Here is a 19,410-nt window from a genome sequence, read left to right as displayed (position 1 = left end):
CGATAGCGCCACCCCGCACCCCGAACCGGCGGCCGTCGTCTAGATCAGTTCGTGACGGCATCCACGGTGGCGAACATCAGATCGGAATGCAGGAGATTGGCCGCCCCGGCCGGTTCCAGGTAGAGCGTGCCCGCGCTGTCCTCTGCGATGGCGGCCAGGATTTCCTCCTGCGCGGCCAGCGCCGCCTCTTCCGCCGTGGGAAAGCCGCGTTCGCTGGTACGGCCGAACAGCCCTGACGTGGTTTCCAAGAACCGGCCGGGCGGAACCACCAGCACGAATTGCGTGCCGTCCGGGCGGGTGATGATGGTCTGCGTGATAAAAGTGGTGCCGATATACTCCCGTCCGCCACCGAAGCCCGGCACGGTTTGCGTCGTGTCGCGGACATAGACGTTCATCTCGATCTCGTAGGTCTGGCTGGGATCTTCGGGATCGGCGACCTGACTGCGCGCGCTGTCCACAAGCTCCGTCGGGCCAGAGTAGGTGATGCAGGCCGAAAGCCCGATGGCGGCGAGGAGCAGAAGGGCAGGAAGGACCAGTGAGCGTCGGAGGGTCGAAGTCATTGTCAGCATCCTTTGCGAGGCCATCAGAACCGGCGGGTGAGCCCGAGGCTCAACCGGTTGTGGGTTTGTTCGGCATTGATCGCGTGGCCGTAGCTGGCGCGCAGGTCGAGATCGGGGGAGAGCGACCACGATGCGCCAAGCGTGGCGCGCGTGAGTTCCTGACTGCCGGTGATGGTGATGATCTGGTTCGACGCCGCATGATCGACGCCAGCCAGGATCGTTAGATCGGGTGTCGCGGAATAGGCCAGCGTCGCGCCAAGGGTGAAGCGCGTGCCGGTGATGTCGTTCATGACGCCCGCCCCGGCGGAAGTGAAATCGCTGTCCGTGGTGGAATAGGCGATCAGGCCGATCGCGGCCAACCGGTCGGACAGGGGCACGATCTGCTGGTAGGACAGCGACAGGCCGAGAAGATCGCCCGACCCGGTGGTGGTCGAGCCGCCGATCACGCTTTCTTCCTCGATCCGGCCATAGATCACCATCGCCGTGGCCGTTCCACCGGTGAAGCCGGTATAGGACAACCCTAGTGCAAGGCTGGTGGCGTCGGAATGCTGGGTGTCGGCGGGCGGAAAGCGGTTCTCATTGCGGGTGAACCCGATCTGGGTGAGCACCTGCCAATCACCGCTGAACTGATAACCGTGCGTCGCCATGAGCGTTGTGGCGTTGCGTTCCGTCCCCAGGTCCTCTCGCGTCACGCTTGTGGCGTCGATGGCGATGAATTCGTCGCCGACTTGCAGCCCCTGGCCCATGGCGGGCGCTGCGAGTGCAAGGATCACCGCGCTGGCGAGCCATGTCTGCACGGTTGGTGAAAGGATGCCCATGATATCGCGCCCCGGAGTTACTGCGTTGACCGCAATCTGTTGGGCGGCGCGTGGCCTGTCAAAGCGTGATCCGGTTTCGCGCGTTTTCCTTCGTGGCGGCTGGCGCTTTTGCCACGCATGAGGGGAGAGTTGGTTGGACGCGGGTGTGGGGGCTATGGCAAGGCGACCGGTCGCACCACTGTCCCACGCGCCGTTTGTGGAACAAAAGCGCGCCCCGGACGGTTCTTTCCCCACATGTCGTGCCGATGGGTGCGGAGCGATCTGTCGCGCATCCGCCCCTCGCATCACCCAGAGAGGTTTCGACCCCATGCCAACCGGCCAGTTGCCGTCGATCAAGGCCGACGAGGCCCGCGCGAAGATACTGGCGGCGGTCAGCCCGGACGATTTCAAATGGGCGATCCCGATCATGCGCGCCGGATACGGCGGGCGTGCGATGGTTTATTGCGCGGTTGCGATCATCTCTCTCCTGTCGGTGTGGCAAGGGGGGGAGGCGCAGGGGACCGAGGCGGCGCTCCGCTCCCTTGACGGCGGGTGGGGGACATTGGTGGTGGCGCTGATCGCGGCGGGGCTGTTTGCCTACGCGATCTGGCGCGCGGTGGACAGCTTCTACGATCTGGAAGCCTATGGCTGGACGCTCAAAGGCGTGATCGCCCGGGCTGGTATGGTGGTGACTGGTTTGGCCCATGCGGGGATCGGCGTGCTTGCGATCACCGCGCTCGGCCTTGCGCGGTCGGCGGACGCATCGGGTGGCGGCGGTGGCACGCAATCCCTCTTGCGCGCGATCATGGGGATGCAGGGCGGTACCTGGATCATCGGCATCGCGGGCGGCCTGACGGTCGCGGCGGGCATCTACTACCTGCACAAGGCCTTTCAGATGACCTATCTGGAAAGCCTGCGCGCCAATCATTTCACGCGGAACTGGAACTGGATGCTGCGCCTGGGCGTCGTGGCGCAGGGTGTCCTTGTCGGGATCATCGGCGGGCTGCTGATCTTCGCCGCGATTGAGGTCGACCCTTCCGAGGCGGGCGGGCTTGGCTCGGTCTTCGACTGGCTGCGCGACCGGGCCTTCGGGCGCATCCTTGTGGTCGCGCTCTGCGTCGGCCTTCTGGCCTTCGCGCTCTTTTGCCTGGTCAACGCGCTGTTCCGGATCGTCCCGAAAGCGATGGGCGATGACGTGCAAAGCGCCGCGGAGGTGACGGGCGCCTGAGGCCCGCCATCAGCGGCGCATTCCTAGCCCGCAAGTGCCTTATTCAGGTTCTCGTCGATCTTCTCTAGAAAACCCATCGTGGTGAGCCATTTCTGGTCCGGGCCCACCAGTAAGGCGAGGTCCTTGGTCATGAACCCGCTCTCGACCGTTTCCACGATCACGCGCTCCAGCGTTTCCGCGAATTCCATCAGCTTGGCATTGCCGTCCAGCTTCGCGCGGTGCTTGAGGCCGCCGGTCCAGGCATAGATCGACGCGATGGAGTTGGTGGAGGTGGCCTTCCCCTCCTGGTGGTTGCGGTAATGGCGGGTGACGGTGCCGTGGGCGGCCTCGGATTCCACGATCTTGCCGTCGGGCGTCATCAGGACAGAGGCCATCATGCCGAGCGAGCCGAAGCCCTGCGCCACGACATCGGACTGCACGTCGCCATCGTAATTCTTGCAGGCCCACACGAACCCGCCGTTCCACTTGATCGCACAGGCGACCATGTCGTCGATCAGGCGGTGTTCGTACCAGATCTCCTTTTCCTCGAATTGGTCCTTGAATTCAGCCTCATAGACTTCGGCGAAGATTTCGAGGAAGCGACCGTCGTATTGCTTCAGGATGGTGTTCTTGGTTGACAGGTAGACCGGCCAGCCGAGGTTCAGACCGTAGTTGAAGGACGCGCGGGCGAAATCGTAAATGGAGGCGTCGATGTTATACATCGACATGAACACGCCCGCGCCGTCGGCCTTGTAGACCTCCCGCTCATCCACGGTGCCATCTTCGCCCACGAATTTCATGGTGAGCGTGCCGGGGCCGGGGAACTTCATGTCGGTGGCTTTATATTGGTCGCCAAAGGCGTGGCGGCCCACGACGATCGGCTGGGTCCAGCCGGGGACGAGGCGGGGCACGTTGCGGCAGATGATCGGCTGGCGGAAGATCACGCCGCCCAGGATGTTGCGGATCGTGCCATTGGGCGAGCGCCGCATTTTCTTGAGGCCGAATTCCTCCACCCGCGCTTCATCCGGCGTGATGGTGGCGCATTTGACGGCGACGCCGACTTCCTTTGTTTTCTCCGCCGCGTCGATGGTGATCTGGTCGTCCGTCGCGTCGCGGGATTCGATGCCGAGATCGTAGTAGAGCAGGTCGATATCGAGGTAGGGCAGGATCAGCTTGTCCTTGATGAACTGCCACATGATGCGGGTCATCTCATCGCCGTCCATTTCGACGATGGGGTTGTCTACCTTGATCTTGGTCATGGGTGGCCTCCGGTCAGGGCGTGGGCGTGTGAGCGATGGTGTAACCCACGGATGCGGCATGGGAAAGCGGCGATGGCGGGCAGGGTTGTGGCGTCGATGCCACAGGTCGGAGCGGAGGCCCTTGTTCGCGCTTGAGCGAATCCGCAACGCAGGAAATCTTTGAGGTACCTGAGAACCTCCGGCGGTTTAGGCCCCGCCGGTAAGATGTCGGCTTCGGGGTTGAACCCGGGGGCTGTGCCCCTCCGTCGCAGGAAGAAGGCCAGGATCTAGCGTCTCCTCGCGGCGACGCTTTGGGTTTGGTTTTTTTGAGGGATTTCCATGGTTCGTTCCGGATTTCGCGCAGTCGCTGCTTTCTTTGTGTTCATTCTGTCCGTTTCGGCGGCGCAGGCATCGTTAACCTGCCCGGCAACGACGGCAGGTCCGCCAAGCCCCGGTGGCACCACGGCGGCGATTACATTCCAAATGAATGCCGATGCCGAAACCTGCGTGAATGTGCCGCTCATATCCCTTCCTCCAGGCATCAACGGAGCGTCGCTGTCTATTTTCGGGAGAGAAACCACATCCGGTGCGATATTTTCGATAGACCTGCGTCCGCAAGGCGCCGCCCCGCCAGCGATTGCGATCACAAACGCGGCGCTGGTGTGTAGCGGGGGGACTGTTTCATATGCGCCCGTCTTCGATACTCCGCAAACTGAAGTCGGCCTTGCCATTACGACTTCGGGATCGTCGAGCGTGACGTGTTCGATTTCCTACAATGACCAGAATGGTCAGGCCGTTTCGGCATCGTTCACGGCAACGGCGTCGGAAGTGGCTGGCGAACCATCCGTGAGCGTCGCATCCTTCGCAATCAGCGGCGGTGTATTCGATCCACCGCCACCGGTCACCGCCACGTTGTCGGGTCTTGCGGCAAATGTGGGTCTGGCCGGGGACCAAGTGACGCTGACATTCAGCGAGGCGGTGACGGGGTTCGAATTGAGCGATCTGTCTCTGACGAATTTGGCGGCGTCGAACCTGCAGACCAGTGACAATACGGTCTTCACGTTCGACGTCACCGCAACGGGTGACGGAACCGGGCGCATCTCCCTTCCGGCGGCTGTGGCCAACGCAACCAGCGGTGGTGGCGCGAACACCGCCGCCGCAGAAATCACGACCAATGCCATCGCCAGTCGACCGGAAATCTCGCTTCTCAGTGCGAGGCTTCTGGCGGCGCCGGATCAATACGTGTTCACGTTCGGTGTGACAAACCCGGGTGGGGCCGGAATACGGGGCGGTGTCGATGTCGACATTTCGAATTTCGACGGGCCGACCGAGACCGATGGCCTACCAGTGTCTTCACCGACAATTCCGGATGGCTTTCCCGGTCGCGTGACCGGCGGGGCCGTCGTTTTCAACTTTCCGGAAGGGGCCTATACCGATCTGGCCTCGGGCAATACCTCAGCCGCGACGGGGCCGATCAATGTGGGGACATTCGACGTAACTCCACCCTCTGTTTCGATCAGTGGCAGCCCCGGTTTCCCGGGCGATCCCTACAGCATCGGCATCACGTTCAATGAGCCGGTGAACGGTTTCGTGTTTGGCGACATCACCGCCAACAATGCCACGGTCTCCGATTTCGTGAACACCTGCGGCACGGACCCCTGCGCCACGTTCAGTGCGGTGGTTACGGCCGATCCGGGCAGTGAGTTCACCCATTCCGTGCAGGTGTTGGCCGGCGTCGCCCAGGATGCGGCGGGCAACGACAACACCGCCTCGGCCCTCTCCACCCCGCCACCGCCGGACGGCACCGCGCCGGTTGTCGCGATCACCGGAGTGCCGGACGGGTTTACGGGGCCGGTCACGGCGACAGTCACGTTCGATTGGGGCGAAGATGTCCTGGGCTTCGAGCGGGCTGATATCTCCGTCACCGGCGGGACGCTGGGGCCGATCACCGGCGGGCGGCAGGCCTGGACCGCGGAATTGACCGTGGATGGCGACGCGAATGTGACGGTGAACGTGGCCGCCAGCGCGGTGCAGGACGCGAGCGGCACGCCGTCGGCGGCGGCAAGCGCCACCGGTGCCTTCGCCAGCGGGTCCGTCGCGGAAGAGGTGATCCGCGATTTCCTTGGCGCACGGAGCCTGGCGTTGCTTGCAGCGCAACCCGATCTTGCCGGGCTGCTTAGCAATGATGGCCCCAGCGGCAACATCCAGGTCACGCGGGGCCAGGGGATCGTGCAGATGCGGACCGGGACGGAGGGGCCGATCTGGGCCGCGCTCGACGCGCAATGGAGCGATCTGGACGGGTTCGAGACGGCCTATACGCATCTGACCTTCGGCTCTCACATGTATCTGCAAGACGAGACGCTGCTGGGTGTGATGCTGCAACTGGACCACGCGGCGTCCGGCGAGGGGCTGGCGGAGATCGAGGGGACGGGCTGGCTGATCGGGCCGTATTACGTGGCGCGCTATGGTGACGTCGATCTGGACGCGCGGCTGCTTTGGGGGCGGACGGAGAATGAGATTTCGCCCATCGGCACCTATACCGACCGCTTCGCGACGGAACGCATCCTAGCGACGGTCAACTTATCGGGCGAAGTGGAATTGGAGCGCGTGACCCTGCGGCCCCTGATCGGCTGGTCCTACGTGGACGACCGGTCGGAGAGCTACATTGACGCGCTGTCGAACCCGGTCGCAGCACAGCGCGTGAGGTTGAGCCAGTTGGAGGCGGCGCTGGATTGGACCATGCCGCTTGGCACGGGGGGCGTGGATTTCGTGGGTGGCTTCGCGGGCCTTTTCACCGCGGAGGAGGGCGGCAATGGCGATCCGGAGGGGGCGCGGGGGCGCATTGATCTGGGCCTCAGGCGGCAAGGCGCCGGGCCGGTCAGCTTCGATTTTGGCCTGTTCTATGACGGGATTGGTCAGGCACGCTACGAATCCTACGGGCTGGATGTGAGCGTGGATTGGCGGTTCTGAAGGGCGCGCGCCGGGGCAGGGATGGACCCGCCCCGGACGACGCTCTCGGTCAGCCGATGATCCCGTTCAGCGTCACGCTGGGGCGCATGACATCCGCCAGCTTGTGCGGATCGTTCATGTAATATCCGCCGGTTTCCGCCGGGTCGCCCGCACCCGCATCAAGCTCAGCGATGATCGTCGCCTCGTTCTGCGCAAGCGCCTGGGCCATCGGGGCAAACTCCGTGGCCAGCTCGGCATCGGGGCCGTTTGCCAGCGCCTCCGCCCAATAGCGGGCGAACCAGTAATGGCTGTCACGGTTGTCGGGCTGGCCCACCTTGCGGCCGGGGGAGCGGTTGTCGTCGAGGATGCCTTGCGTGGCTTTCTCGACCGCGTCGCCAAGGGTGCGGGCCTTGGAATTGTCCTTGGCATCGGCGAGGAACTTGAAGCTCTCACCGAGTGCACAGAATTCGCCAAGACTGTCCCAGCGCAGGTGGTTTTCCGCGTGAAGCTGCTGGACGTGCTTGGGGGCCGAGCCGCCGGCGCCCGTCTCGAACAATCCGCCGCCCTGCATCAGCTTCACGATGGAGAGCATCTTGGCCGACGTCGCCAGTTCCAGGATCGGGAAGAGGTCGGTCAGGTAATCGCGCAGGACGTTGCCGGTGATGGCGATGGTGTTTTCGCCCTTGGTGATCGTCTCGAGCGATGCGCGAGTGGCTTCGCGGGGTGCCATGATCTCGAATTGGTCAGCAACGCCAGCGGCTTCCAGCGCGTTTCTCACGTAAAGGATTAACTCCGCGTCATGGGCTCGGTCCGCGTCCAGCCAGAAGATGGACCGGAAGCCCGTGGCCTTCTGGCGGTCGATGGCCAGTTGTATCCAATCCTCAATGGGGGCGCGGCGCGCGGAGGCGGAGCGCCAGATGTCGCCGGGCTGCACCTCATGGGAATGAAGCACGGTGCCGTCCTGGGCGATCATCTTGACGGTGCCTGCGGTCTCGATCTTGAACGTGGTGGGGTGGGAGCCGTATTCTTCGGCCTTCTGGGCCATCAGACCAAGGTTCTGAACGGTGCCCGCCGTGGCCGGATCGAGCGCGCCGTTTTCCTTGAAGAACGCGATCGCCTCATCATAGACCGGGGCGTAGGAATTGTCGGGGATCACGCAGACGGCGTCGTGTTCCTTGCCATCGGGGCCCCAGCCCTTGCCGCCTGCGCGGATGAGGGCGGGCATGGAGGCGTCGATGATGACGTCGCTTGGCACATGCAGGTTGGTGATGCCACGGTCGCTGTCGACCATATACATCGGCGGGCGGTCGGCCATCGTGGCGTCGATGGCGGACATGATTTCGGAATGGCCGTTCACACGTTCCAGCAGGTCGCCCAGGCCGGAATTCGGGTTCACGCCGAGCTTGGCCATCTCGTCCCCGAACTGGTCGAAGACGGGGGCGAGGAAGGTCTTGACGGCATGGCCGAAGATGATGGGGTCAGAGACCTTCATCATGGTGGCCTTCATATGGAGCGAGAAAAGGACGCCTTCTTTCTTGGTCTTCCGGATCTCTTCGGCAAGGAAGGTGTCGAGGGCATCGGCGCTCATGAATGTCGCGTCGAGCACGGTGCCGGCGGGGTAGGACAGGCCGTCTTTCAGGATCGTGTCGCTGCCGTCGCTTTCCAGGACGATCTGTACGGTCGTGTCATCGGTCAGCGTCACCGATGTCTCGTTCGAGCGAAAATCACCCCCCGACATGGAAGCGACGCGCGTCTTGCTGTCGGCCTTCCATTCGCCCATCCGGTGCGGATTGTTCTGGGCGTAAGTCTTCACCGCGGCAGCGGCGCGGCGGTCGGAATTGCCTTCACGCAAGACCGGGTTAACGGCGGAGCCCTTGATGCCGTCATACTTGGCGCGGATGGCCTTCTCTTCGTCGGTCTGCGGGTTCTCGGGGTAGTCGGGCAAGGCGTAACCCTTGGCCTGCAACTCCTCCACCGCCGCGACGAGTTGCGGGACGGAGGCGGAGATGTTGGGCAGCTTGATGACGTTGGCGTCGGGCGTCTTCACCAGTTCACCCAAGGCGGCCAGATCATCGGGGATGCGTTGATCCTCGTTCAGATGCTCGGGGAAGGTGGCAAGGATGCGACCCGCAAGTGAGATGTCCTTGGTACCCACGGTGATGCCCGCGGCGGAGGCGAAGCGCTGGATGATCGGCAGCAGCGAGGCCGAGGCCAGTTCGGGTGCTTCATCCACCTTGGTATAGATGATATCGGGGTTGGTCATGGCGCGTGCCCTCCGGGGTCGATTGGGTCTGTTGGCGTCTGTTAGACGATCCGGGGGGCACAAGGGAAGAGCGTATACCGTTGCATACCGTCGCAGGGGGATGGTGCGTCCGCTACGCTGCCCCAAGCATCCAAGGCGTTACCGCGTTCACGACGACCAGAAGCAGGACGGTTCCGTAGAGCGCAAGCACGACGCAAACGGCCAATTGCTTGAGCACGCACAGGCTTCGATAGGTCGCGGATAATCGGAACACCTTGAGGAACGTCAGCTCGAATTCGATCGGACGCGCGGCTTCAGCGGGGTGAGACATGGCAGTGACTCCAGAAAATACAGGTGAGTCGCTGTTATCCTTAATGTGCGCGCGCCCAGAATCAGTTTTCCTGACTCGTGAGGCGAGCCGCTCGGGTAAGATTTTCTAAACCATGGAAACGGGCGGCGAAAAGGGCCTATTCAATAATGAATAGTTGCGTCCTTTAGGCGGTGTCACCGCCCGACGCCTTTGCCTCCGCCGCCTTGATCCTCTGCTCGAGGATGCCGCGGGCGCGGCGTTCGGCCTGGATCACGCGGACGGCGGTGCGGTAGAGCTCCTCCGTCGTGGGGGACGACGCGCCCACGACCTGTGCGATGGTCTCCGGCAGGGTCTCATCACCGATCTTGTCGGCTGCATTGCAGGCGTCCAGCGCCAGTTGCTCTGCCAGATCGTTTGCCAGCCCCATAACCGCTTACCTCGTGTTTTCGGTCAGGCGGCGGCGGACATAGGTCTGCACGTGGTCGATCATCGGGTCCATGGCGGGATCCTCGAAGAAGTGGCCCGCGCCCTCCATCTCCTCATGGGTGATGGTGATGCCCTTCTGCTCGTGCAGTTTATCGACGAGGATGCGCGTGTCTTGGGGCTTGGCCACGCGGTCGGCGGTGCCGTTGATGATCAGGCCCGAGGACGGGCAGGGGGCCAGGAACGAGAAATCGTACATGTTGGCCGGCGGCGCAACGGAGATGAAGCCGGTAATTTCGGGCCGGCGCATCAGAAGCTGCATCCCGATCCAAGCGCCGAAGGAAAAGCCCGCGACCCAACAATGCTTGGAATTGGGATTCATGGATTGCAGGTAGTCAAGCGCGGAGGCCGCGTCGGAAAGCTCACCGATGCCCTGGTCATACTCGCCTTGGGACCGGCCCACACCGCGGAAATTGAACCGCAGGACCGTGAAGCCCATCTGGTGGAAGGCGTAATGCAGGTTGTAGACGACGCGATTGTTCATCGTGCCGCCGAATTGCGGATGCGGGTGCAACACGATGGCGATGGGGGCGTCTTTGGCTTTCTGGGGGTGGTAACGGCCTTCAAGGCGGCCTTCAGGTCCGGGGAAAATGACCTCGGGCATCCGCGTCTCCTAATCGTCTCGTGCGTTCCGGCGGACAGGGCGCGGGTTTCTTGACGCGTCCCCCTGTCGTGCTTAGAACGATTCCAAAGTGCGGGTGGCCATGGGGCCGCCGCGCGGGGCTGTCTCGCAGTTAAGCGCGGGGCGGCGAAAGGTCAATCATTCAAGCGCCGATTGCGCGTTTGCGATGGGACCCGTGGGGGAGAGACAGCGATGAAGTTGAGCACCAAGGGACGCTACGCGATGGTGGCGATGGCTGATCTAGCCCTGCAGCCCGAGGGCGCGCTGACATCCCTGTCGGAACTGGCCAAGCGGCAGGATGTCAGCCTGCCCTACCTGGAGCAGCTGTTTGTCAAGCTGCGCCGGGCAGGGCTGGTGCAATCGGTGCGCGGCCCCGGCGGCGGCTACAAGCTGGCGCGCGCCGCGTCGGAGATCCGCGTAGTCGAGGTGTTCGAGGCGGTGGATGAGACGGTCAGCGCGCTCCATACCGGGGCAGGCGCGTCGGGCGGCACGTCCGGCAGCCGCGCGCAGAGCCTGACGAACCGGTTGTGGGAAGGATTTTCGGCCCATGTCTACGTGTTCTTGCACCAGACGCGGCTGTCGGACGTGGTCAAGAACGACCTGACCCCATGCCCGGCCGTCCCGAACCTGTTCGAGCTGGTGGATGAATAGGCCGGTGCAGAGCAGGGATTGGGCCGAAGGTACAAGGGCTGGGAATGGCACCGCGCCGGCGCGCCTGAGCGGCGGGTGCGGCGCGTGAGCGATCGGGTCTACCTGGATTGGAACGCGACGGCGCCTTTACGGGCGGAGGCGCGTACGGCGATGGCGGCGGCCATGGATTTGGTCGGCAACCCATCCTCCGTCCATGCGGAAGGGCGCGCGGCCAAGGCGATGATGGAGCGCGCGCGGGCAAAGGTGGCGGAAGCCCTGGGCGCGCAGGGGGCGGATATCGTCTTCGTGTCCGGGGCCACGGAAGCCGCCGCCCTCGCGATGGCGGGGCGGGGTTTGCGCGTTGCGGGCGTGGAACATGACGCGGTGCTGGCCTGGGGCGACGGGGAGCTTTCCGTATCGCGCGACGGCAGGGTGCACGTGCCCGATCCCGGGCAGGCCGCGGTGCAGGCGGCGAATTCCGAAACCGGGATCGTGCAGGACCTGCCCCAGGGGCTTGCAGTGAGCGACTGGACCCAGGGTTTCGGCAAGATCCCCCTCGCCTTCGATTGGTCCGGCGTTGAGATGGCCTTCGTCTCCGCCCACAAGCTGGGGGGACCGAAGGGTGTGGGCGCGCTGGTGATGCGGCGTGGTCTGGATGTCGAGGCGCGGATCAAGGGCGGCGGGCAAGAAATGGGGCGGCGCCACGGCACGGAAAACCTGATCGGGATCGCCGGATTCGGGGCGGCGGCGGAAGCGGCAGCGCGGGATCTGGCCGACGGGACCTGGGCCAAGGTGGACAAACTTAGAAATATTCTAGAAAAGATTCTGGAAGATCGGGCGAGATCGACTATTTTTGTCGGGAAAGGCCATGACCGCCTGCCCAACACCTCCATGTTCATCACGGAAGGGTGGCGCGGCGAGACGCAGGTTATGGCCATGGATCTTGCGGGATTTGCCGTATCGGCGGGCTCTGCCTGTTCCAGCGGCAAGGTGAAGGTTTCGGGCGTGCTGCGCGCCATGGGGTATTCGGAGGCACAGGCGGGATGCGCGTTGCGCGTCTCCCTCGGCCCCGACACGACGGAGGCGGAGGTCCGCGCGTTTTGCGACGCATGGACCCGCGCCTATCAAAGGAAATTCCCGGATCAAGCCCGGGTTGGAGGGTTAGAATGAGCGCACTCGACACGGATGTGACACAGGTCAAGGACGGTGTGGATCAGGAGACGGTCGACGCGGTCAAGGATCTGGGCGGCGCGTATAAATACGGCTGGAACACGGATATCGAGATGGATTACGCGCCCAAGGGCGTGAACGAGGATATCGTGCGCCTGATCTCCGAGAAAAACGGGGAGCCGGAATGGATGCTGGATTGGCGTCTGCAGGCCTTCAAACGCTGGAAGCAGATGGAGGAGCCCGACTGGGCGATGGTCGATTATCCGAAGATCGACTACCAGGATCAGTATTACTACGCCCGGCCCAAGAGCATGGCGGAGAAGCCCAAGTCGCTGGACGACGTGGACCCCAAGCTGTTGGAGACGTACAAGAAACTCGGCATCCCGCTGAAAGAGCAGATGATCCTGGCAGGCGTTGAGGGCGCAGAGGATGCGCCCGCAGAGGGCCGCAAGGTGGCCGTTGATGCGGTCTTCGACAGCGTCTCCGTGGGCACGACGTTTCAGGCGGAGTTGAAGAAGGCGGGCGTGATCTTTTGCTCGATTTCCGAGGCGATTCAGGAACACCCGGATCTGGTGAAGAAATACCTCGGCTCGGTCGTGCCGATCACCGACAATTTCTTCGCGACGCTGAATTCGGCCGTCTTCTCGGACGGGTCGTTCGTCTACATCCCGCCCGGCGTGAAATGCCCGATGGAGCTGAGCACCTATTTCCGGATCAATGCCGAGAATACCGGGCAGTTTGAGCGGACGCTGATCATCGCCGACAAGGGCTCGTTCGTGAGCTACCTGGAAGGCTGCACCGCGCCGATGCGCGATACCCACCAGCTGCACGCGGCTGTGGTGGAGCTGGTGGCCCATGACGATGCGGAGATCAAGTATTCCACGGTCCAGAACTGGTATCCGGGCGACGAGAACGGCAAGGGCGGGATTTACAATTTTGTGACCAAGCGCGCCGATTGCCGTGGGGACCGGTCCAAGGTGATGTGGACCCAGGTTGAGACTGGCAGCGCCGTGACGTGGAAGTACCCGTCCTGCATCCTGCGCGGCGATGACAGCCAGGGCGAGTTCTATTCCATCGCGATCGCCAATAACATGCAGCAGGCCGATACCGGCACGAAGATGGTGCATCTGGGGAAGCGAACGAAATCGCGGATCGTCTCGAAAGGGATCAGTGCGGGCAAAGCGCAGAACACCTATCGCGGGCTCGTGTCGATGCATCCGAAGGCCAAGGACAGCCGCAATTACACGCAATGTGACTCGCTTCTGATCGGTGACAAATGCGGGGCACACACAGTGCCGTACATCGACGTGAAGAATAACTCGTCCCGGGTGGAGCATGAGGCGACGACGTCGAAGGTGGACGACGACCAGATGTTCTACTGCCAGAGCCGCGGCATGGACGAGGAAGAGGCCGTGGCGCTGATCGTCAACGGCTTTGCCCGCGAGGTTTTGCAGGCCCTGCCGATGGAATTCGCGATGGAGGCGCAGCAGCTTGTCGCGATCTCCCTGGAAGGTTCGGTGGGCTAGGCCCGGGGGCGCTGAGATGCTGAACGCTTTGTCCCGACAGAAGCGCCGCGCCCGCGGCTTGCCCGCTGTTGCCGGTTTCGGTGACACATGGGGTATGACCAGCGCACTCGCACCGGACGTCGCACGATGAGTGAGACCATGGACAGTGACGCCCTGCGCGCGGCGGGTGACGTGATCCGATCCACGCCGCAATTGCAGCGTTTGATGGACGGCGCGGAAGGTCGGCCGGAGATAACGGAGGCGCGCATCGAAGGCCGCGCGGTCCATTTCGCCACTGACATGCAGCGCGATCCGATCCAGCGGCGCCATCGGGGCGGCGGCTTCTTCGAGCCCGACGAATTGGAATTGATGCGGGAGGTGTTTCCGAAGCGGGGCTGCATCCTCGATATCGGGGCCAATGTCGGCAATCACAGTCTGTTTGCGGGCTTGTTTCTGGAGGCCAAGCGCATCATCCCGTTCGAGCCCAATCCGCTCGCCTACCGGTTGCTGATCTGGAACATCGTGCTGAACAACCTCCACGACATCACGTGCTTCGATTTCGTGGGCGTCGGCGCGTCGGACATCCCCGAAGACGGCTTCGGGATGAGCGAGCGGGAGTTCAACCTGGGCGCGGCGCAGATGCTGCCGGGGCAGGGGGACATCGCCGCGGTGCGGCCCGATGACGTGCTGCACGACGAATGGCCCGACTTCATCAAGATCGACGTCGAGGGGATGGAGATGGCGGTCCTGCGCGGCTTGCAGAAGACCATCGCGCGGACCCGGCCCATCATGTTGGTGGAGGTGGATCGGGAGAACATCCACGATTTCGCCGATTGGCGGCTGGCCCACGGTTTCGCGCTGCCGACCTCCATCAAGCATTACAAGGAAAACCGAAACTTCCTGTGCGTTCCCGAAGAGCGTCTTGGGGAATTCGAATGAGCGATCCCATTCGCCTGTATTACTGGCCCGCGCCGAATTTCGGCGATGCGCTGTCGCATCTGGTGGTGGAGCACGTCTCGGGCAGGGCGGTCGTGAATGCGCGCCCGAAACAGGCGGAGCTGTTTGCGTTAGGCTCGCTGATGCACGTCATCTCCAAGCATTGGACGGATCGCTCGGTAGGGGACGGGCCGCTTTTGTGGGGCACGGGCGTGCTGAACCCGTTCTGGCGGAAGGACTTTCTTGAGAATGTGCGCGTAAGGCTGCTACGCGGCCCGATCTCTGCCGCGTTTTTACGGTTGAAGATGAACGAATTCGGCGATCCCGGCCTGCTGGCCCCCGAGGCCCTGCCAAAGGCCCCGGCGCGGGAGGACAAGATCACGATCCTGCCCCATCACAGCCAGATGGAAGATCCGCGCTTTGTCGACATGGTGGAGCGGGACCCGGCGCTGCACCTGGTGGACGTGCGCCTTGATCCGGTGACGGTCTGCCACGAGATCGCAAGCTCCGCCCATGTCTTTTCCGCCAGCCTGCATGGGCTGATCGTCGCCGATGCCTATGGCGTCGGGAATACCTGGATGGACCCCGATGCACAGGGGCGTTTGAAATACCACGATTACGCCGCCTCCATCGGGCGCGACATGATCGCGCCGGTTGAGATTGCAGATGTCCCCGCCGTCGCGCGCGCGGTGAAAGATACGCCCTTGCCCTATACCGATGGCATCGCACGGTGCCGCGACAGCCTGCTGCGCCATTTCCCCCACGAATTGCGCGCCGATATGACGGAGGCCGCCCAATGAGCGATCTGCCCCTTCTGGAGCCGGGTGAGAAACTTCTCAGGATGCGCCGCGGTCGCCCGGTGCGGCTGGGTCAGTATCACGTCGCCAAGGCCAGCCCCCAGGGCCGCCCGGTGATGTTCGCGGTGATGAACCCCGAGGACGAAATCCAGGGCCACCACATCAACGGTCAGTTCTACGAGGAAGAAGAGCTGGAGATCATGCGCCGGCATTTCCGGCCCGGCGGCACATTCTTCGATATCGGCTCGAACGTGGGCAACCACATGCTCTACGCCGCGATCCATTTGCAGGCCGCGCGTGTGTTCGTGGTGGAGCCGAACCCCAAAGCCTATGCCGTGCTGCTGGCCAATATAGCGCTCAACGGGTTGGAGCGTGTGGTGGAGGGCCGGGGCCTTGGCTATGGGATGGGGGCCGAAGATGGCGGTGGTTTTGGCGTGCGCGCCGGGCCCGCGAACCTGGGCGGCGGGCATTTGGTTGCCGGTAAAGGCAATATACCGGTTTCAACCGCCGACCGTCTGGCGGGCGATGCCGCGATAGATTTCGTCAAGATCGACGTGGAGGGGATGGAGATCGACGTCCTCAAGGGTCTTGAGCAGACGATTGCACGTTCAAGGCCGACCTTGTTCGTGGAACTGAACGATGAAAACCGCGCCGTGCTGGAGGACTGGGCCCAGGCCCACAGCTACCAGCCGGTGACCGAATACAGACGCTACGCCAAGTCGGAGAATGTCCTGATGATCCCGGCGGAGCGCGCAGAAAAGGGAGCAGAAGATGCTTGATATCAAAGGCTTGTCCGTCAAACTTGAAGAAGAGGATAAGCAGATCCTCAAGGGCGTGGATTTGAGCGTGGAGGCCGGTTCTGTCCACGCGATCATGGGGCCGAACGGTTCCGGCAAATCCACCCTGTCCTACGTGCTGTCCGGCAAGGACGGCTACGAGGTGACAGGTGGGGAAGCCACGCTGGAAGGTGAAGACCTCTTGGACATGGACCCCGAGGAGCGCGCGGCCGCGGGCCTGTTCCTGGCGTTCCAATATCCCGTCGAGATCCCCGGCGTCGGCAACATGACCTTCCTGCGCACCGCGCTGAACGCCCAACGCAAACTGCGCGGCGAGGAGGAGATGAGCGCGGGCGATTTCCTGAAGCTGATCCGCGCCAAGGCGAAGGATCTCAAGATCGACGCCGAGATGCTGAAACGTCCTGTGAATGTCGGCTTTTCGGGCGGCGAGAAGAAGCGCAACGAGATCCTGCAAATGGCGATGCTGGAGCCCAAGATGTGCATCCTGGACGAGACCGATTCCGGTTTGGACGTGGATGCGATGAAGCTGGTCTCCGAAGGGGTGAACGCCCTGCGGGATGCGGGGCGCGGGTTTCTTGTGATCACCCACTACCAGCGCCTGCTGGATCACATCAAACCGGACGTGGTGCATATTATGGCCGACGGGCGCATCGTGAAATCCGGCGGTCCGGAACTGGCCCTTGAGGTCGAGAAGAACGGCTATGCCGATATCCTGTCGGAGGTGGCGTAGATGGCCAACCCGGCACCGAAACCCGACCTGACCGAGGCGCGGATCGCGGCGTTGACGATGCCCGAGGGGGCGCAGGACCTGCGGAAGTCGGCCCTGGCGCGCGTGCGCGAGATGGGCCTGCCGACCCGGCGCGACGAATATTGGCGCTACACCAACCCCGCGACACTGACCCAAGCCACTGCCCCCCGCGCGGCGGTGTTCCGGCCCGACGACGAAGTGGCGATGTTCCGGGGCATCGACCGGCTGAAAGTCGTGTTCGTCGACGGCGTGTTCAGCCCCGAGAAATCCGATGACCTGTCAATGGCGGGCCTAGAGATCGAACGGCTGTCTGAGGCATTGGCCAAGGATATTCACTGGGCCAAGGACCTTTATGGAACGTTGGAGGCACGGGGCCAGGTGCCCGTGCCGCGCCCGCTGGCCGCGCTCAACACCGCGTTTGCAAGCGACGGCGTGGTGATCCGCGCAACCGGAAAGGCCGCCCGACCCGTCGCCTTGATCTACCTCCACGAGGAGGAAACGTCGGACGCGACCCTGCATCATCTGGTGAAGGTCGAACCGGGCGCGGAGGTCACGGTGCTTGAGGCCGGCCCGGCGGCGGCGCGATTCAACAAGTGTATGGAGATCGACGTGGCCGAGGGTGGCGCGTTCCACCATGTCCGCGCCCAAGGCCGCGACCATGAACGCCGCTGCATGAGCCACATGTTCGCCCGCGTGGGGGCAGAGGCGCTTTACAAGTCCTTCACCACCACCGCCAACGGCGTGATGACCCGAAACGAACATGTCATTGAAATCGTGGGCGATAATGCGTCCGCCCATGTCGCCGGTGCGGCCTTGGGTGACGGCAATTACGGCGATTTCCACCATGACGATACCGTGTTCGTCACCCATGACGCGGTCGATTGCGAAAGCCGTCAGGTGTTCAAGAAAGTCCTGCGCAACGGGGCGGAGGGGGTGTTTCAGGGCAAGATCCTCGTGAAGGCCGGTGCCCAGAAAACCGACGGCTACCAGATCAGCCAATCGCTTCTGCTGGACGACGACAGCTCGTTCCAGGCCAAGCCGGAGCTGGAGATCTACGCCGATGACGTGATCTGTTCCCACGGGTCCACCACCGGGGCGATCGACGAGGACGCCCTGTTCTATCTCCGCTCGCGCGGGGTGCCGACGGAAGAGGCGACGGACCTTCTGACGCTTGCCTTCCTTGCCGAAGCGATCGAGGAGATCGCCGACGAGGCGTTGCGCGACGATATCACCGGACGTCTTCAGGACTGGCTGGAGCGGCGACGGCGGGCATAGATGAGCGTATCACAGGACATAGCCGCCACGTGGCGCCGCCCCCGGGCGGTGTTCCGGCGCCTGCTGGCCATGGGTCAGCGGGAGGATCGCGCGCTTGCGATCCTGTTGGGGGCCTGTGCGCTGATCTTCGTATCGCAACTGCCGCGCCTGCAGCGGGAACATGCGCTGGCCGGGTTCGAAAGGGCGGCATTGGACCAGAAGGCATCGGACAAGGTGCTGAGCTTCGGGGCCGAGATGGGGATCACCTTCTTCGTCTGGCTGCTGGTCTGGCCGCTTCTGTTTTACGGGATCGGCACCTTGACCCACCTGATCGCCAAGCTTTTCCGGGGACGCGGCACCACGTATACCGCTCGACTGGCGCTGTTCTGGGCGCTTCTCGCCTCCACGCCCGCATGGCTTTTCTACGGCCTGGTCGAAGGCTTCATCGGTCCGGGACCGGGGCAGCAATTGGCCGGGATCATCGTTCTGGGATCGTTCTTTCTGTTCTGGAGCGTCTGCCTGAGAGAGGCGGAGACCAATCCCGACGGGGCCGCGCGATGACGGATGTGACAAGTCTCCGCTATCTCGTTCCGCTTGCCGTCCATACGATCCGCGACCCCAAATCGGGGGCGGAGGCGATCCTGGCCCTCAACCTGCCGCGGGCCGCGCTTTACCTCGCGTTTTCGCTCGTCGTCGTCGGCTCCCTCATGCTGGGGGAGGTCGTGACGATGATCGCGCCACCGGTGGAGGAGGGGCCGTTGACCGGACGCTCCGCATTGGCGTTGGGTCTGATGCAGGCGGCGATCCTGTTCGTCGCGGTCCACGCCATCACGCAGATCGGACGCATCTTCGACGGCCATGGCACGTTCGACGGCGCGCTGGCGCTCATCACATGGCTGCAATTCATCTTCCTCGGTGTGCAGTTGGTGCAATTGGTCCTGATGATCGTGCTGCCGCCCTTCGCCCCGATGATCTCAGTCATCGCGATCGGCTTGTTCTTCTGGCTTTTGGTGAATTTCATCGCAACGCTTCACGGTTTCAGCTCCGTGGGGATGGTGTTCGTGATGACGCTGGTGTCGTTCATCGGCATCCTGTTCACCCTCAGCCTTGTCCTTACCATCCTTGGCGTGGCGCTGCCCGGCACCGCCCCGAGCGGAGTTTGATC

General features: G+C 63.3%; 20 protein-coding genes. 12 read left to right on the top strand and 8 right to left on the bottom strand.

What is annotated here, in order from left to right; genetic code table 11:
- Positions 1-44 precede the first annotated feature (44 nt).
- Both KUW62_RS07990 and KUW62_RS07985 read right to left on the bottom strand, forming a co-directional pair.
- Positions 45-560 (bottom strand): hypothetical protein, encoded by a 516-nt coding sequence (locus tag KUW62_RS07990; RefSeq protein ID WP_224814964.1) that lies wholly within the window; start codon positions 558-560, stop codon positions 45-47.
- Between the two features lie 23 nt (positions 561-583).
- Positions 584-1,378: a TonB-dependent receptor gene (locus KUW62_RS07985; protein WP_224814963.1), complete on the bottom strand. Its 795-nt coding sequence runs from the start codon at positions 1,376-1,378 to the stop codon at positions 584-586.
- A gap of 307 nt (positions 1,379-1,685) precedes the next feature.
- Between KUW62_RS07985 and KUW62_RS07980 the strand changes: the two genes are divergently transcribed.
- Entirely contained in the window at positions 1,686-2,585 is a 900-nt protein-coding gene (locus KUW62_RS07980) for a DUF1206 domain-containing protein (RefSeq protein WP_224814962.1), read from the top strand.
- A 23-nt stretch (positions 2,586-2,608) separates the two neighbouring features.
- Here the strand turns inward: KUW62_RS07980 and KUW62_RS07975 are convergent, their stop codons facing one another.
- Together KUW62_RS07975 and KUW62_RS07970 are read right to left on the bottom strand one after the other, a co-directional pair.
- On the bottom strand, positions 2,609-3,823 hold the full coding sequence (locus KUW62_RS07975) for an NADP-dependent isocitrate dehydrogenase (RefSeq protein WP_224814961.1): 1,215 nt from the start codon (positions 3,821-3,823) through the stop codon (positions 2,609-2,611).
- Positions 3,824-4,089: 266 nt separating this feature from the next.
- A complete protein-coding gene (locus KUW62_RS07970) occupies positions 4,090-4,326 on the bottom strand; it encodes a hypothetical protein (RefSeq protein ID WP_224814960.1) in 237 nt (78 codons plus the stop codon).
- A 229-nt stretch (positions 4,327-4,555) separates the two neighbouring features.
- Here KUW62_RS07970 and KUW62_RS07965 point away from each other — a divergent pair, with 229 nt between their 5' ends.
- Entirely contained in the window at positions 4,556-6,772 is a 2,217-nt protein-coding gene (locus KUW62_RS07965) for an Ig-like domain-containing protein (protein ID WP_224814959.1), read from the top strand.
- Between the two features lie 49 nt (positions 6,773-6,821).
- On the opposite strand, the gene KUW62_RS07960 is transcribed toward KUW62_RS07965, so the two are convergent.
- From KUW62_RS07960 to KUW62_RS07945, 4 genes are all read right to left on the bottom strand, one after another.
- On the bottom strand, positions 6,822-9,014 hold the full coding sequence (locus tag KUW62_RS07960; RefSeq protein WP_224814958.1) for an NADP-dependent isocitrate dehydrogenase: 2,193 nt from the start codon (positions 9,012-9,014) through the stop codon (positions 6,822-6,824).
- A gap of 112 nt (positions 9,015-9,126) precedes the next feature.
- Positions 9,127-9,324: a hypothetical protein gene (locus tag KUW62_RS07955; protein ID WP_224814957.1), complete on the bottom strand. Its 198-nt coding sequence runs from the start codon at positions 9,322-9,324 to the stop codon at positions 9,127-9,129.
- Positions 9,325-9,487: 163 nt separating this feature from the next.
- On the bottom strand, positions 9,488-9,730 hold the full coding sequence (locus KUW62_RS07950) for a hypothetical protein (RefSeq protein ID WP_224814956.1): 243 nt from the start codon (positions 9,728-9,730) through the stop codon (positions 9,488-9,490).
- Between the two features lie 6 nt (positions 9,731-9,736).
- Positions 9,737-10,390, bottom strand: a complete 654-nt coding sequence (locus KUW62_RS07945; RefSeq protein WP_224814955.1) for an alpha/beta hydrolase — start codon at positions 10,388-10,390, stop codon at positions 9,737-9,739.
- Between the two features lie 210 nt (positions 10,391-10,600).
- On the opposite strand from KUW62_RS07945, the gene KUW62_RS07940 reads away from it, so the two are divergent.
- The 10 genes from KUW62_RS07940 to KUW62_RS07895 all read left to right on the top strand — a co-directional run bounded on the left by KUW62_RS07940 (position 10,601) and on the right by KUW62_RS07895 (position 19,408).
- Positions 10,601-11,059 carry an Rrf2 family transcriptional regulator gene (locus KUW62_RS07940; protein WP_224814954.1) on the top strand — a complete coding sequence of 153 codons (459 nt, stop codon included), beginning with the start codon at positions 10,601-10,603 and terminating at the stop codon, positions 11,057-11,059.
- 84 nt (positions 11,060-11,143) lie between these two features.
- Positions 11,144-12,208 carry an aminotransferase class V-fold PLP-dependent enzyme gene (locus KUW62_RS07935; RefSeq protein WP_224814953.1) on the top strand — a complete coding sequence of 355 codons (1,065 nt, stop codon included), beginning with the start codon at positions 11,144-11,146 and terminating at the stop codon, positions 12,206-12,208.
- Positions 12,205-13,734, top strand: coding sequence for a Fe-S cluster assembly protein SufB (sufB, locus tag KUW62_RS07930; RefSeq protein WP_224814952.1), 1,530 nt, complete (start codon positions 12,205-12,207; stop codon positions 13,732-13,734). Before KUW62_RS07935 ends, sufB begins: the two co-directional genes overlap by 4 nt.
- A gap of 126 nt (positions 13,735-13,860) precedes the next feature.
- Positions 13,861-14,652, top strand: coding sequence for an FkbM family methyltransferase (locus KUW62_RS07925; protein ID WP_224814951.1), 792 nt, complete (start codon positions 13,861-13,863; stop codon positions 14,650-14,652).
- The gene (locus KUW62_RS07920; RefSeq protein ID WP_224814950.1) at positions 14,649-15,449 is read left to right on the top strand and encodes a polysaccharide pyruvyl transferase family protein; all 801 of its coding nucleotides are present in this window, start codon (positions 14,649-14,651) and stop codon (positions 15,447-15,449) included. Before KUW62_RS07925 ends, KUW62_RS07920 begins: the two co-directional genes overlap by 4 nt.
- Positions 15,446-16,225, top strand: coding sequence for an FkbM family methyltransferase (locus KUW62_RS07915; RefSeq protein WP_224814949.1), 780 nt, complete (start codon positions 15,446-15,448; stop codon positions 16,223-16,225). Before KUW62_RS07920 ends, KUW62_RS07915 begins: the two co-directional genes overlap by 4 nt.
- Positions 16,218-16,973 carry a Fe-S cluster assembly ATPase SufC gene (sufC, locus tag KUW62_RS07910; RefSeq protein WP_224814948.1) on the top strand — a complete coding sequence of 252 codons (756 nt, stop codon included), beginning with the start codon at positions 16,218-16,220 and terminating at the stop codon, positions 16,971-16,973. The genes KUW62_RS07915 and sufC overlap by 8 nt, the downstream gene beginning before the upstream one ends.
- Positions 16,974-18,266, top strand: coding sequence for a SufD family Fe-S cluster assembly protein (locus KUW62_RS07905; protein ID WP_224814947.1), 1,293 nt, complete (start codon positions 16,974-16,976; stop codon positions 18,264-18,266).
- Complete coding sequence (locus tag KUW62_RS07900; RefSeq protein WP_224814946.1) at positions 18,267-18,806, top strand: hypothetical protein; 540 nt, start codon at positions 18,267-18,269, stop codon at positions 18,804-18,806.
- A complete protein-coding gene (locus KUW62_RS07895) occupies positions 18,803-19,408 on the top strand; it encodes a Yip1 family protein (RefSeq protein ID WP_224814945.1) in 606 nt (201 codons plus the stop codon). The genes KUW62_RS07900 and KUW62_RS07895 overlap by 4 nt, the downstream gene beginning before the upstream one ends.
- The last annotated feature ends 2 nt before the right edge of the window (positions 19,409-19,410 follow it).

It is taken from the genome of Hasllibacter sp. MH4015 (assembly GCF_020177575.1).
Taxonomy (GTDB): Bacteria; Pseudomonadota; Alphaproteobacteria; order Rhodobacterales; family Rhodobacteraceae; genus Gymnodinialimonas.
Note: the sequence above shows the minus strand (reverse complement) of the source record. Positions and strands in the feature narration are given on the sequence as shown.

What these genes read in the sequence shown, in the direction of transcription:
- KUW62_RS07985 (WP_224814963.1), bottom strand. Translation starts at nt 1,378, where the DNA reads ATGGGCATCCTTTCACCAACCGTGCAGACATGGCTCGCCAGCGCGGTG.
- KUW62_RS07960 (WP_224814958.1), bottom strand. Translation starts at nt 9,014, where the DNA reads ATGACCAACCCCGATATCATCTATACCAAGGTGGATGAAGCACCCGAA.
- KUW62_RS07920 (WP_224814950.1), top strand. Translation starts at nt 14,649, where the DNA reads ATGAGCGATCCCATTCGCCTGTATTACTGGCCCGCGCCGAATTTCGGC.
- KUW62_RS07915 (WP_224814949.1), top strand. Translation starts at nt 15,446, where the DNA reads ATGAGCGATCTGCCCCTTCTGGAGCCGGGTGAGAAACTTCTCAGGATG.
- KUW62_RS07940 (WP_224814954.1), top strand. Translation starts at nt 10,601, where the DNA reads ATGAAGTTGAGCACCAAGGGACGCTACGCGATGGTGGCGATGGCTGAT.
- KUW62_RS07905 (WP_224814947.1), top strand. Translation starts at nt 16,974, where the DNA reads ATGGCCAACCCGGCACCGAAACCCGACCTGACCGAGGCGCGGATCGCG.
- KUW62_RS07950 (WP_224814956.1), bottom strand. Translation starts at nt 9,730, where the DNA reads ATGGGGCTGGCAAACGATCTGGCAGAGCAACTGGCGCTGGACGCCTGC.
- KUW62_RS07925 (WP_224814951.1), top strand. Translation starts at nt 13,861, where the DNA reads ATGAGTGAGACCATGGACAGTGACGCCCTGCGCGCGGCGGGTGACGTG.
- sufB (WP_224814952.1), top strand. Translation starts at nt 12,205, where the DNA reads ATGAGCGCACTCGACACGGATGTGACACAGGTCAAGGACGGTGTGGAT.
- KUW62_RS07945 (WP_224814955.1), bottom strand. Translation starts at nt 10,390, where the DNA reads ATGCCCGAGGTCATTTTCCCCGGACCTGAAGGCCGCCTTGAAGGCCGT.
- KUW62_RS07980 (WP_224814962.1), top strand. Translation starts at nt 1,686, where the DNA reads ATGCCAACCGGCCAGTTGCCGTCGATCAAGGCCGACGAGGCCCGCGCG.
- KUW62_RS07970 (WP_224814960.1), bottom strand. Translation starts at nt 4,326, where the DNA reads ATGAGCGGCACATTCACGCAGGTTTCGGCATCGGCATTCATTTGGAAT.
- KUW62_RS07900 (WP_224814946.1), top strand. Translation starts at nt 18,267, where the DNA reads ATGAGCGTATCACAGGACATAGCCGCCACGTGGCGCCGCCCCCGGGCG.
- KUW62_RS07955 (WP_224814957.1), bottom strand. Translation starts at nt 9,324, where the DNA reads ATGTCTCACCCCGCTGAAGCCGCGCGTCCGATCGAATTCGAGCTGACG.
- KUW62_RS07895 (WP_224814945.1), top strand. Translation starts at nt 18,803, where the DNA reads ATGACGGATGTGACAAGTCTCCGCTATCTCGTTCCGCTTGCCGTCCAT.
- sufC (WP_224814948.1), top strand. Translation starts at nt 16,218, where the DNA reads ATGCTTGATATCAAAGGCTTGTCCGTCAAACTTGAAGAAGAGGATAAG.
- KUW62_RS07990 (WP_224814964.1), bottom strand. Translation starts at nt 560, where the DNA reads ATGACTTCGACCCTCCGACGCTCACTGGTCCTTCCTGCCCTTCTGCTC.
- KUW62_RS07975 (WP_224814961.1), bottom strand. Translation starts at nt 3,823, where the DNA reads ATGACCAAGATCAAGGTAGACAACCCCATCGTCGAAATGGACGGCGAT.